The sequence below is a fragment of the Vibrio harveyi genome, from assembly GCF_030060435.1.
Lineage (GTDB): Bacteria > Pseudomonadota > Gammaproteobacteria > Enterobacterales > Vibrionaceae > Vibrio > Vibrio harveyi.
The window spans coordinates 2,898,589-2,911,312 of sequence record NZ_CP125875.1; the positions used below are offsets into that span (position 1 = coordinate 2,898,589).

At 44.8% G+C, this 12,724-nt stretch carries 11 protein-coding genes; 3 read left to right on the forward strand and 8 right to left on the reverse strand.

Features of this window, described 5'->3' with window-relative positions:
* Positions 1-90: 90 nt before the first annotated feature.
* Entirely contained in the window at positions 91-567 is a 477-nt protein-coding gene (locus QMY49_RS13750) for a hypothetical protein (RefSeq protein ID WP_009698961.1), read from the forward strand.
* Positions 568-621: 54 nt separating this feature from the next.
* On the opposite strand, the gene QMY49_RS13755 is transcribed toward QMY49_RS13750, so the two are convergent.
* From QMY49_RS13755 to QMY49_RS13790, 8 genes are all read right to left on the reverse strand, one after another.
* The gene (locus QMY49_RS13755) at positions 622-1,575 is read right to left on the reverse strand and encodes a DMT family transporter (protein ID WP_274790428.1); all 954 of its coding nucleotides are present in this window, start codon (positions 1,573-1,575) and stop codon (positions 622-624) included.
* Between the two features lie 198 nt (positions 1,576-1,773).
* Complete coding sequence (locus tag QMY49_RS13760; RefSeq protein WP_283312034.1) at positions 1,774-2,145, reverse strand: hypothetical protein; 372 nt, start codon at positions 2,143-2,145, stop codon at positions 1,774-1,776.
* Between the two features lie 174 nt (positions 2,146-2,319).
* Positions 2,320-2,745 carry a phosphate-starvation-inducible protein PsiE gene (locus QMY49_RS13765; RefSeq protein WP_005449378.1) on the reverse strand — a complete coding sequence of 142 codons (426 nt, stop codon included), beginning with the start codon at positions 2,743-2,745 and terminating at the stop codon, positions 2,320-2,322.
* A gap of 161 nt (positions 2,746-2,906) precedes the next feature.
* A complete protein-coding gene (locus QMY49_RS13770) occupies positions 2,907-3,746 on the reverse strand; it encodes an ABC transporter ATP-binding protein (protein ID WP_017817188.1) in 840 nt (279 codons plus the stop codon).
* Positions 3,747-3,782: 36 nt separating this feature from the next.
* Positions 3,783-4,640, reverse strand: a complete 858-nt coding sequence (locus tag QMY49_RS13775) for an ABC transporter ATP-binding protein (protein ID WP_005449382.1) — start codon at positions 4,638-4,640, stop codon at positions 3,783-3,785.
* Positions 4,641-4,649: 9 nt separating this feature from the next.
* Positions 4,650-6,476, reverse strand: a complete 1,827-nt coding sequence (locus tag QMY49_RS13780) for an extracellular solute-binding protein (RefSeq protein ID WP_283312037.1) — start codon at positions 6,474-6,476, stop codon at positions 4,650-4,652.
* Between the two features lie 38 nt (positions 6,477-6,514).
* Positions 6,515-7,558: an ABC transporter permease gene (locus QMY49_RS13785; RefSeq protein ID WP_283312039.1), complete on the reverse strand. Its 1,044-nt coding sequence runs from the start codon at positions 7,556-7,558 to the stop codon at positions 6,515-6,517.
* Position 7,559: 1 nt separating this feature from the next.
* On the reverse strand, positions 7,560-8,585 hold the full coding sequence (locus QMY49_RS13790; protein ID WP_005434432.1) for an ABC transporter permease subunit: 1,026 nt from the start codon (positions 8,583-8,585) through the stop codon (positions 7,560-7,562).
* 821 nt (positions 8,586-9,406) lie between these two features.
* Here QMY49_RS13790 and QMY49_RS13795 point away from each other — a divergent pair.
* Positions 9,407-11,890, forward strand: a complete 2,484-nt coding sequence (locus QMY49_RS13795) for a TonB-dependent receptor (protein WP_005448453.1) — start codon at positions 9,407-9,409, stop codon at positions 11,888-11,890.
* A 69-nt stretch (positions 11,891-11,959) separates the two neighbouring features.
* On the forward strand, positions 11,960-12,724 hold the full coding sequence (locus tag QMY49_RS13800) for a DUF3450 domain-containing protein (protein ID WP_005448454.1): 765 nt from the start codon (positions 11,960-11,962) through the stop codon (positions 12,722-12,724).

Consider the following 12,724-nt stretch of genomic DNA (forward strand, 5'->3'; position numbering starts at 1 on the left):
GGAGTTCAACTCGCTTGCCTTGCATCAAGCGTAAAAAACGCACCTTCCACATACTTGTAAACCAAATCATTCATTTCTTGGGATACACACATGTTGAAGAAGTTTGCTTTTCAGATCATTCCAATCCAGATCTTTCTGTTCGTCTTTTGGTTCAAAAATGGCTTTATCGATAAAGTGATGGGTGTGCTACTTGGCATCATCACGCCTGATACCGCCTATGCAGGTGATACTTGGGCTGGCTGGAAAGGTTATATCGTTGGAACGTGGGATAAGAGCCAAGTCGGTCATGCACTGCTGAGCCCAACGTTTGACTTTATGTTCCCGATTCTCATTGCTTTGCAATGCTTACCGTTTTTATTGGTGATTCGCTCGGTGCTGGCAGGCGAGTTTATGGCTGGTAAAGAACGTCCGTGGCTACTCTATGCAGCTTTTGCATCTCTGTTCGTAACGGGTTGTATGGCTTTCACCCAAACCATTACAGGTGCAAGTGATGGACAATATCTATGGCAATTTATTGGCTTTAGCATGGTTGCCATCATGTATCTGCGTAACGAGCAAGGTAAATAGCAATACGTCAAAAGCCCCAATCAAATGGGGCTTTTTCATGATGTTTAGCCTATGTTAGGCATTGATATTCTTCATACAATGTTCACATAGCACAGGCTTTTGCTCTGCAGACTTCAGGCGAAAACGCTGCCAGAAAGTAGGTTCAGCTTTAGTGACAAAAATACCGCCCAATAATGGCAGCAGCAGAGCGACAGAAACCAACGACAAACTGTTACCCACAATCCATGTTGAAAGGCTAAGCGCAATCAACGGGAAAAACAGAAAACAGATCGAGGCGGTAAACGGCGTCGACACTTGTCCAAGCTTAAAGTACGCCACAATGCCACCAACGCTGGCAAACATACCGAGATAAATCACAGCGGTAATCGAATCCAACGAGAACTGAGAAAGATCCGGCTGTTCGACGATCAGTGAGGTGATAAAGAGCAAGGCTGAAGCAACAAAGCTTGGAAAGGCGTTGTAAGTCAGCACTGGAATGCCTTTACAGAACTTTTCAACAAACACGTACATCACCGCATGAATCGCGACCGCCCCACCTAAAGCGAGAAAGCCCAGCAGATAATCCTCGCCACCTAAACTCATCTCTTTCGCCAGAATCAGAATTAAGCTCAGAACCGCCACCAAAAGACCGGCAATCTGAGATTTACGTAACCTAAGCCCAAGGAACAGGCTTGATGTCACCATGACTGCGATTGGCATATTGGCGAAGATGATCGAGGCAAGACCCGATGAAATATACTGTTCGCCAAAAATCATCAAGGTAAATGGAATCGCGAAATAGAAAATCGCGACAACAAACATCCAGAACACTTTCCCTTTCGGGAAGAACAAAGGTTGTTTGAGGTGTTTCGCCAACATGATTAATAGCGGCGCAGCGATCAGGAAGCGCAGACCGGTAGCAAAGATGGGCGGAATAGTTTGCACCGCCACTTCCATCGCAAACCACGTGGTGCCCCAAATCAAACACACAGACACAAATAAGATGATTGGTAAATGCTTATGCGTCATGACGACCTCCCGATTTTCCGTTGGTAACAAGGTGTGGCAGGCGCACAGCAAGTTGCTCGGTACGAGCAATTAGATTGGTTTTCATTTTTCATTCCCATCACAGGATGGTGCAAATAGAAAGCTATTTACACGCGTAACAAATTCGCACGGCATTACGTGCAGTAAAGTTGTTGGCAGCGAAATGCTGCGAGATAGGAATTAAGCTATCGGAGGACGATAGTGAGAGTGCATGTCTGCACTGGTATAGAGCGCGATTTTGCTTATCGCCAGTTCATCTCTGTAAGGCGCTTCATAAGATCTTGGCTGAGTTTCAACAACAGCCGTCCCCGATGTGTGACCATGAGAACAACACTGCTTTTCAAAGCATGTTCCGCCCGGTTCACAGCAACCTGACTCGTTCTTTTCTACCGAGCCAAAGGTCAAATCACAGTAGCTAATATGCAAAGAATCAGCCATCGCCATGTGATTCGCCGTTGATGGTATTTCTGCACGAGCGAGACCGCTTGAAAGCGCAAAAGCAATCAAGACACTCAGCAGAAAGTAAATTGTCGATGTGCTTTTCGCTAGCATCACAATATCTCATCAAACAGGCAGAAAAAGAAAAGGTTAGTGTGAAGATACTCATCAATAGAGCAAGAAACAAGATGGCTTGAGATGACTTTACACTTTTTTACCCCCCAAGCCATTTGGATGTGATTTCCCTTCACGCAAAAATAAAGCCTCGCACTGAAGCGAGGCTTAACATCATTCGTCTTTTTCGGCGGTTTGATTATCTATATACGGCCAATAATGATGACCAACTCGAATAACCAAGGTTGCCGCAGCCAGAATAAACGCAGCTAAAGAGAGCCATACTATCATCACGGAATCGAGCTCTTTCATACCAAGCGTGATGTAGCGAGCAATGGCCATCATGGCAATATAAATTGGGTAACGAACGGGTATCTTACCATTCATCACGAACTGCCCGACCATGGCGAGCACTTCCAAATAAATAAACATCAATAAGATGTCATCAAGCGATACACGCTTTTGTACATAAATGTGGATAAACTCTTCCACCATCGCCCACACAGTTGCCAAAGTAATGGCGACCAGAAGCACGGCTTCAAGCACATGAAAGATTTTCAGAAATGGACGACTGAATGATTTAGGTAAATGCGACGGCATAGCCAACTATCCAAACAAATCAAAGGAATAAGTTTGCAGTGTAGCACGCTCTTTTCAAGAAGCTGAAGAGCGCCCTCTCTCAGCGAGAAAAAACACACATAATAAAAACGCTCCAACCAATTGGAGCGTTTTTCGATGATGATTTTACTCAGCGGATGGCGTTACGCCACTTGCTGCTTTTTTTCTGCTAAACGCTTTTTCTTGCGATATTTCGGGTGTGTAATCGGAATCGCGGACAAGAGTTTCTTGGTGTAATCATTTTGAGGGTTTGCGTAGATTTCCTTCGCGTTACCTGCTTCCACTACTTTACCAAAATACATCACCGCCACTTTATCAGACACATGTTTCACCACAGACAAATCATGAGAGATAAAGATGATTGCAAGGTTCATTTCTTGCTGAAGTTGCAGTAACAAATTCAAGATCTGCGCCTGAACAGACACATCCAATGCAGAGACCGACTCATCACAGATGAGCAATTTAGGTTTTAGCGCAATGGCACGAGCAATACCGATACGCTGACGTTGACCGCCAGAAAATTCGTGTGGATAACGGTTTACAGCGGTTTCAGGTAAACCGACTTTTACAAGCAACTCCTTCACCCACTGTTTTCGCTCTGCAGATGTACCAATCTTATGAATCACATACGGCTCTTCGAGAATCATACCAATCGTATGACGTTGATTGAGTGACTCCATTGGGTCCTGAAAGACAATCTGCATGTCCTTACGTAACGAACGCATTTCTTTGACGGAAAACTTGGTAATGTCTTTACCTTCAAAGAAAATCTTACCTTCTGTCGGTTCGTACAGCTTTAGGATCGTACGGCCTAGTGTGCTTTTTCCACAACCAGACTCACCGACGAGCCCAAGGGTCTCGCCCTGACCTACTGACAACGACACACCATCAACAGCTTTAATGGTATATCCCTTCTTAAACAGTCCTTTACCAGATACAAAGTGCTGCTTAAGATTTTCAATTCTTAATACTTCTTTTGCCATAACATCCTCTTTTATGACTTGTTCACTTTGCACCTGTTAGCTAGCAAACATACTGGCATCAATCGGTTTAATGTCGATCATCTGCTTAGGTTCATTATCTAAACTTGGCATCAAACCCATCAAACGCTCTGTGTACGGGTGTTGCGGGTTGTCAAACAGTTCGAAAATTTCAGCTTTTTCGACAATACGACCGCCATACATGACTGCCACGTCATCGCACACTTCCGCAACAACACCAAGGTCATGAGTAATGAAGATCATCGCCATACCCGTTTCTTCTTGAAGTTCATTCATTAGTTCAAGAATAGACGCCTGTACCGTTACATCCAATGCCGTAGTTGGCTCATCACAGATAAGAATGTCTGGTTTACACGCCAACGCCATCGCAATCATCACACGCTGACGCATACCACCCGATAGATTATGCGGGTACTCATTCAAGCGTTTTTCCGGCATCGGAATTTTCACTTTCGCCAACATTTCTATCGCGTAAGCTTCACGCTCTTTCTTACCAAGTTCAGGTCGATGCAGCTCTAGCACTTCACAAAGCTGACGACCGATTGAATGAACTGGATTCAACGCTGTCATTGGATCTTGAAAGATGATTGAGATGCGGTCACCACGCATGGCATACATCTCTTCTGCTGGTAAGGTAACTAAATTAGTACCACGGTAATCAATCTCACCATTGACGATATTGCCATAAGGTTTTGGCAACAGCCCCATGATAGACATGGAGGTAACACTCTTACCACTACCGGATTCACCTACTAGGCCTAGCGTACGACCAGCGCGAACATCAAAATTCACACCATGCAGCACTTTTACCGGACCATCATCAGTAGTGAATTCAACCTCAAGGTCTTTAACACTCAGGATTACATCGTTTTCCATAACACATCCTTACAGCTTATACGTGTCATCAACGACAACAACAGGTTCAAAGGTTTTACCCGACTTCATCGCTTTCTGGGTTTCTTTCTTCACGTCTTTGTCGATCCAATACGTGCCATCACCGATAATTCCGCCACTAAACAACGCTTCTGTCATTCGATTCATTGGTTTCTCTGGCAATTTCAACCAACGCCAGTGTCCATAACGAACGTAAGGAACCATGTAGCCAGAAACAATCACGTGCGCATCAATAATGTCTCGCTGAATCTCATGACCTAGTTGGATCTTCTTATCCATGTCCATGTTAAAGCGATACGCAATGATCTTTTCATCTAACTCTGGCGTGCTGTAGTTAGTGAATGAGTTCGTTTGCGGTTTGTTGGCGTTCACGGAATGGAAGTATTCCCAGTAAGTTGGGATTTCCGAAGTACCCATATCAAAGAAAGCAAGTTCGTGTTTTTTCTCACGTACATACTTAAACATCGATGAACCATCAATCAGCTTCAGCTCAATGTCCAACCCTGCCAATTTTGCCTGTTCACGTAAGAAAGCAATACGCGGTGTATGAACTGGAGAGGAGTACGTCAATTCAAAGCTCAAACGCTGACCTTTATCATTCACGCGAATACCATCGGAACCAATCTTATCGAAGCCTGCAGCTTCAAACGCTACCGCCGCTTTTTCTGGTTCAAACTTGGGCGCTTTCACATCTGGTAAAGTGTACTTACCATGCCCAAAGCCTGTTGGGTTGGGTTTACGGCTGTAGTCTCCACGCATAACATTCTCAATCATGCCGTCGAAATCTGTCGCGTAAGTGATCCCTTTGCGAATATTTAAATCATCAAGTAGAGGCATAGCAGTGTTTATCCACACGCCACCTGCACCAACGGGATATTGGTTGTAACCCCAGAACTTCTCAATGTAACCCTTTTGGTAAGGGGCAGTATTGGATTTATCATGCCATAGACTTGGCAAAACCAACGCAAATGCGTCCAACTTACCTTTTTCAAAGTGCTTCATCGCAATATCACTATCGCGGATAACCGTGATACGAATTTTGTCGACGTTATAGCGATTCTCGTAGTACTTGTTGGTGTAACCCCACCAGTCCTCTCCTACATGCTTAAAGGTAACGCTTTTACCTTTTTTGATATCCGCTAAGTAATAAGCACTGGTCGTTGGTTCACTTTTAAAGTTGTAGTAGCGCACAAAATCATCATGAATGCCGTCACCGTTCGCGTCTTTCTTCGGATTCGCATAGAAATGAGCAGGACGAGGACGTAGCGCCCCCATTCTCAACAACAACTCTTCTGGGTTGAGCTCTTTCGCAGCCTTCACGGCGAAGGTGTGATCGTCAAATTTGATAACATCAGCTACCGTTTTGTTGTAATAGTCGTTGTACCAAGGCTCTAAAATGTCTTTCGAGCGGTAAAACTTAAGCATAAAAACAAAATCGTCTGCCGTGACTGGCTTGCCATCCGACCATTTAGCTTGTGGGTTCAGTTTGAAATAAACCGTTTTATTGTCACCCGCTAATGCCCACTCATTGGCTAGCTCTGGGATGAATTCAAGCGTATCTGGGTGGCGAACCACCAACCCTGGCGTTTCATCCAAGATGAAAGAGCGTAAGCCAGAGTTAGCATCAGGACCAACACTGCGTAGAGTCTGGGGAAAGCTCGACATATAAGTGCGGTAAGTCCCACCACGCTTTGCTTCAGGAGAGCCATATTGCGGCTCATCCCAGTTCGTTTGCCAGTTTAAGTCAGTCGGAAGCGTCGCTGACATCGCACCAAAACTTAGGGCGCTTAGCGTGGACGCTAAAATTATTTTTTTCATAAAACTTCCCTTTTTTATGTTTTGCTCACAATGCATGCTTAAACATAGCGTGTGAATTTTTTCGGGTCGAATGCTGCTCGAATCGCTTCACCGATAAAGGTCACCATAACCAGTACCAGAACAATCGAGCTCACTACTGATGCAACGATCCATGGCGAGTCTAGGTTCGACTTACCTTGTTGCAACAACTCACCCCAACTTGGCGTTGGAGGCATCAAACCAAGACCTAGGTAATCCAGTGCCGTCAGTGCAGTGATGTTTGCAGCGATAGTAAATGGTGCAAGAGTCACAATCATAACCATGGTATTTGGCAAGATGTGGTTGAATAGAATACGTCCAGTGGATGCACCAAGTGCGCGCGCAGCCATCACGTATTCACGAGCTGATTCTTTATAAGTCATGGTACGCATGTACCACGTCATCCCCATCCATCCAAAGAGTACGTTGATGGCAACGAATAAGGTGAATGTGGGCTGAACTATCGAAACTAAAATCATGATGACGTACAAAAACGGCACCATAGACCACACTTCGATCAAACGTTGAACAAACAGGTCAAACTTACCGCCCCAAAAGCCCATCGCACAGCCAACAGCAGTACCAATCGCATACGAGATTGCCATTGTCAGCAAGGCAAACCCCATCGCCGTTCGAAAGCCGTAAACCAATCGAGCTAAGATGTCTCGGCCAATCACGTCCGTACCAAGGTAGTGTTTACTCTCAGCATCTGGAGCCGTTGGCGGGAAGTTACCGCTAAAATCTTGCTCGTACGGGTTCCACGGCACAATCGGCAGAATAACGAAGTTATCACCACCTTCCGCTTCGAAGACTTTTTGCAGCTCGCGGTAATCCGCTTCACTGGAAGACGCTTGACCAAACTCGCTGCCTAAACGCACATCACTCACCACAGGAAAGTAAAAGCTACCGTCGTATTTGACGACAAGCGCTTTACTGTTGATCAACAACTCCGCAAATAGAGAAAGGATCAACATGGTCGATAAGATCACAAATGACCAGTAACCACGTTTGATTTCTTTAAAGTGGCGGATTTTCTTTTGAGTTAACGGGCTAACTTTAATCATATTACGCTCCAAACTTCACACGTGGGTCGACTAAAGCAACACAGATATCTGAAATGATATTACCGATCAGCAGTAATACCGCGTTGATAGCTACGATGCCCATTACTACAGGATAATCGCGCTCCATGATGGACTCATAGCCAAGCAGACCGATGCCATCAATGTTGAAAATTACTTCAATAAGGAATGCACCTGTCATAAAGAACAACAGAGAGTTACCGAAGTGAGAGGCGATAGGAATTAAGCTATTGCGTAGTGCGTGCTTACGTACCGCTTTCTTAAATGGCAAACCTTTCGCAATGGCAGTACGAATGTAATCAGATGATAGGTTTTCCATTAGGTTGTTCTTCATCGTCATCGTCAACGTTGCAAAATCACCGATGAGATAACAGATCAAAGGCAGCACCGCGTGCCACATAATGTCTTTCGCTCGCTCAAAAAAGGTCTCATAGTCATCAAAATCATCACCAACGAAGCCTCCCATCGGGAACCACTCTAGGTGATAACTGAACAAGGTAATAAGGAGGACACCTACCACATACCCAGGCAAGGCGTAACCAACGAAAATAAGAATAGAAGACGCGGAGTCAAACACGGAACCGTGCTTCAACGCTTTATAGTAACCAAGTGGGATAGAGATAAAGTAACTGATAAAGAAGGTCATCCCACCATAGAATAAGGAGACAGGTAGACGCTCCGCAATCATGTCTGATACTGGCTCGTAGTAACGTGTTGACTCACCTAGGTCCAACGTCACTAAGCGGCTCAGCCATTCAACATACGCTTCCATAACTGGCTTATCTAAACCATAGAAAGCATTAAGCTCCGCGATTTGGTCATCGGAAAGAGCGGTGTTACCACCCGCAGAAGTCATTGATGCGGCACCATCACCTTGCGCTTGCATTTGAGACAGCATGCGCTCAACCGGACCACCAGGTACGAATCGCGTGATAGCAAAGATAAGAATGGTAATTCCGAGAAACGTTGGAATCACCAACGCCAATCGACGTAAAAAGTACGACAGCATATACAACTTGCTCCTTGTCTACTGTCCATTATTAGGCGGGGTTGGAGAGGAAAGATCCGGCCCAAAATGGTGCATTTCTATCCCGTAGTAACTAAAGCTGTTGAAACACACTCCCTGAGTTTCAAAAGTCAGTTTTTTCCACTACTGCAATAATTTCAGCGTCATATTTATCTTGAATCCGAGCAAGCTTCAAGTGTTTGAATCCAAAACATGACAAACTTCTTCCGATGTCGAAAAACAGAAATGTTTTTGTAAATAATTATAAAAAACCACAAAAACAATTCATACAGAATATCAATCTAGGCACTTTAGAGCCAAAAGCCTATATAAACATGCAGATATCCAGAATAAATAGACAAAACCACCTAAGCGATATTTGACCCAAAAATACGAGTGAGCCCTTTGATAACGGTGGGTATCATATTCTGATACCATCCAGTGCGAGCGAGTTAACATACCTACCATTCCGTAAAAAGCATAGATCAGAATTATTCTCTAGATATACATCCATTTTCAGTGCTAATCGCCCACTTAAAATCCATAGGCGATATAAGTCATTAGTGTTTACAAGAAACACAAAATACGGTGTTTTATTAAGATTTGATCTCGATTTATAAACGTCATGCAGTAAATTATTCTGTGATTTAGGTCACTTTTGGTTTTTTACATCTTTTTTACATTTCTTTATCTCTGTTTACCACTGGTTTGACTTCCTTTTTTCATCTCAGGTATACATGTTCCGAACGTTAACGAAATATTAACGTCACAATTGGTCGTTATATGGCCAGACATAGGAAATAATAATAATCGGAGCAACAAGGATGTATAAAAACACAACCGCTTTATCTGTTGCGATCAGCCTTGCACTGGGAACCGCAGCAGTGGCACCTCTAGCAGCACAGGCAGAAGAGCAGCAAGTTGAACAACTTCAGAAGATGAAGGTAACAGGTTCACGTATCTCCACTACGGACATGGAAGGTCCAAACCCAGTAGACGTATATACAGCAGATGACATCGCTAAGATGGGTGCTGTAAGCGTAGATGATGTTCTACGTGGACTAACACAGAATGGTGCAGGCAGCTACGGCAGCTCATTTACTAACAGTTTTGCTGCAGGTACTTCTGGTGTTTCTCTTCGTGGTCTTGGTGCGAGCCGTACTCTAGTTCTACTTAACGGTCGCCGTGTAGCAAACTACGCGTTTGCACAAAACCTAAACGACACTTTCGTTGACCTAAACTCAATCCCACTTTCAGCTGTTGAGCGTATCGACGTTCTTAAAGATGGCGCATCAGCAATCTACGGTTCAGATGCTATCGGTGGTGTAGTAAACGTAATCCTTAAGCGTGACTACGAAGGCTTTGATGTTCGCCTAAACGGTGGTCAAACATCTTACAGCGATGGTGAAGACCTAGATGTTACGCTAACTGGCGGTAAAACATTCAATGACGCAACAAACATCATGGCGTCTCTAAACGTTGTCCAAAAAGGCAACATCATGATGAAAGATCGTCCAAACACGAAAACTGCTGACCACTCTTCTCAAGGTGGTTATGACTGGCGTAGCTCTGCAGGTACACCAGGTCGTGTTTACAAAGAAGATGGTACATGGGAATCACTATGTACTGGTGGTAGCGCAGAATGTAACTACAACTACAACGAAGAAATTGCAATGATCCCAGAAAGTGATCGTTACAACTTCCTAACTAGCCTTAACCACCAACTAAACGAAGATACCAACCTGTTTGCGGAGCTAAGTTTAAACCGAGTTGAGTCAACAACTATCTCGGCACCGACGCCAGACTTCCAAAACGTGACTATCTCGAAAGACAACCCGAACAACACGTACGGTGAAGACGTCACTATGCGTCACCGTATTCTTGAAGCTGGTAACCGTATCAACGAAATCACAACAGATTCTATCCGCGTTGTGGCAGGTGCAGAAGGTTACGCAAACTGGTTTGATACTGACGTAGACTGGACAGCTGATGCTGGTTACCACTACACAGAAACCGAAAACGTAGGTAAGAACTACCTAACAATCGCAGGCTACCAAGCGGCGATCGACAGCGGTGCTTACAACCCATTCGTTACGAACAACCCATCATCATCACTAGACGGTGCTCGCGTTGAAACAAAACGTAAGGGTGAATCTAAACTTGGCTTCATCAATGCTGGTGCTTCTTTCCCAGTATTCGAGTTATCAGGCGGTGACGCATACGTTGCTGTGGGTGGTGAGTTCCGTTACGAAGCAGGTTCTGATACGCCAGACGCAAGTGTTGAAGCAAACCAAATCGTTGGTAGTGGTGGCACAAGCTCTGATGGTGACCGTACTGTATTTGCAGGTTACGTAGAACTTGTTGCACCGGTTATCGAAGAAGTGGAAGTACAACTTGCTGGTCGTGCAGAGCACTACAGCGACTTTGGTTCAGCATTCAGCCCGAAAGTGGCAGTTCGTTACCAACCAATGGATGAAGTGCTATTCCGTGCATCATACAGCCACGGCTTCAAAGCACCGACTCTACCAGAAGTTAACGCGGGTGCATCTACAAGCTACCAAACACTTTACGACCCGCAAACTGACACTCGTGGTCAATACCGCGTTGTTAGCCAAGGTAACAAAGACCTAGATGCGGAAACAGCACAGTCATTCAACATCGGTACTGTAATCGAGCCGCTTGAAGACCTCTCTGTAAAAGTTGATTACTTCTACATTGTGAACGATGACAAGATCGACACACTAGGTGCACAGAAGCTTATCGACGAAAACAGCCCTAACGTTGTTCGTAAAGCGAACGGTGATATCGACTACATCCTAGATGAGTACGTGAACGTTGCTAAGCAACAAGTAAGCGGTATCGATAGTGAAGTGAAGTACGACCTATCAACTGATAGCTACGGTGACTTCCTAGTGAAACTAGCTGGTACTTACAACATTGAGTACAAGCAAAGTGACTCAGACGGCAACCTAGAAGATTACATTGGTACTTACTTCGGTGGTCCTCGCTTCAAAGGTAAAGCAACGCTTGGTTACGGCTACGAAGACTTCGCATTCACAAACATCGTGAACTACACGCACTCTTACGACACTCGTTACGAGACTGCAGAGCACTCTGAAGTTGACGCTCTAACAACTTGGGATACACAACTTGCGTACACAGGTATCGAAAATGCAACGATTGCTGTTGGTATCCGTAACGTAACTGACGAATTGGCGCCATTCTACAATGAAGCAGAAGGCTACCACTTCGCATTCCACGACAACACAGGCCGTTTCTACTACCTACAACTTGAATACGGCTTCTAAAAACCTTTTTGGCGCGGGGCTTTCCCGCGCCCTTATCGACTGACTTTATACACTGACAAGGATGCTACTATGACGTTAAAGAGATTTGGCGTGAGTGCTATTACCGCTGCACTGCTGTCTGTAAGTGCTGGTTCTATAGCGGCAGATTCAGGTTCGGTAATTTCTACTCAAGCAAAAACCAACACCTCTGCACAAGTTTCTCAACAAAAAATCGACGGATATGCTGAAAGCGCGGAAAGCATGCTAGCTGAATACAAAGGCTTGCTTCGCCAAATCGACAGCATGAAAGTCTACAACGAGCAAATCAATCGTATGGTTCAATCGCAACAAGGCGAGTTGGATTCATTAAACAACCAGATTGCTCAAATCGACCAAACAGCGACAGAAGTTGTACCTCTAACGCTTAAAATGATCGATGCCCTAGATGAGTTCGTTACTCTTGATCTTCCATTTCAAAAAGAAGAGCGCACCAAACGTGTTACTGAGCTGCGTGACCTAATGGATCGTGCAGATGTAACGACTTCAGAAAAATTCCGTAAAGTGATGGAAGCGTATCAAATCGAAGAAGGCTTCTCTCGCTCCATTGAATCTTACAAAGCTAGCCTAGAGCGCAACGGTGAAACCGTGACTTACGACTTCCTACGTATTGGTCGTACTGCGCTTCTATTCCAATCTCCGGATGGCGGTGAAACAGGCATGTGGAATCAACAAACCCGTCAATGGGAATCACTACCTGAAAACTACCGTATCGCTGTACAGCAAGGCCTTCGTATCGCTAAGAAACAAGCGCCACCAGCGCTGATCAAACTGCCTGTATTTGCTGGGGAGGAATAA

What these genes read in the sequence shown, in the direction of transcription:
- QMY49_RS13750 (WP_009698961.1), top strand. Translation starts at nt 91, where the DNA reads ATGTTGAAGAAGTTTGCTTTTCAGATCATTCCAATCCAGATCTTTCTG.
- QMY49_RS13755 (WP_274790428.1), bottom strand. Translation starts at nt 1,575, where the DNA reads ATGACGCATAAGCATTTACCAATCATCTTATTTGTGTCTGTGTGTTTG.
- QMY49_RS13760 (WP_283312034.1), bottom strand. Translation starts at nt 2,145, where the DNA reads ATGCTAGCGAAAAGCACATCGACAATTTACTTTCTGCTGAGTGTCTTG.
- QMY49_RS13765 (WP_005449378.1), bottom strand. Translation starts at nt 2,745, where the DNA reads ATGCCGTCGCATTTACCTAAATCATTCAGTCGTCCATTTCTGAAAATC.
- QMY49_RS13770 (WP_017817188.1), bottom strand. Translation starts at nt 3,746, where the DNA reads ATGGCAAAAGAAGTATTAAGAATTGAAAATCTTAAGCAGCACTTTGTA.
- QMY49_RS13775 (WP_005449382.1), bottom strand. Translation starts at nt 4,640, where the DNA reads ATGGAAAACGATGTAATCCTGAGTGTTAAAGACCTTGAGGTTGAATTC.
- QMY49_RS13780 (WP_283312037.1), bottom strand. Translation starts at nt 6,476, where the DNA reads ATGAAAAAAATAATTTTAGCGTCCACGCTAAGCGCCCTAAGTTTTGGT.
- QMY49_RS13785 (WP_283312039.1), bottom strand. Translation starts at nt 7,558, where the DNA reads ATGATTAAAGTTAGCCCGTTAACTCAAAAGAAAATCCGCCACTTTAAA.
- QMY49_RS13790 (WP_005434432.1), bottom strand. Translation starts at nt 8,585, where the DNA reads ATGCTGTCGTACTTTTTACGTCGATTGGCGTTGGTGATTCCAACGTTT.
- QMY49_RS13795 (WP_005448453.1), top strand. Translation starts at nt 9,407, where the DNA reads ATGTATAAAAACACAACCGCTTTATCTGTTGCGATCAGCCTTGCACTG.
- QMY49_RS13800 (WP_005448454.1), top strand. Translation starts at nt 11,960, where the DNA reads ATGACGTTAAAGAGATTTGGCGTGAGTGCTATTACCGCTGCACTGCTG.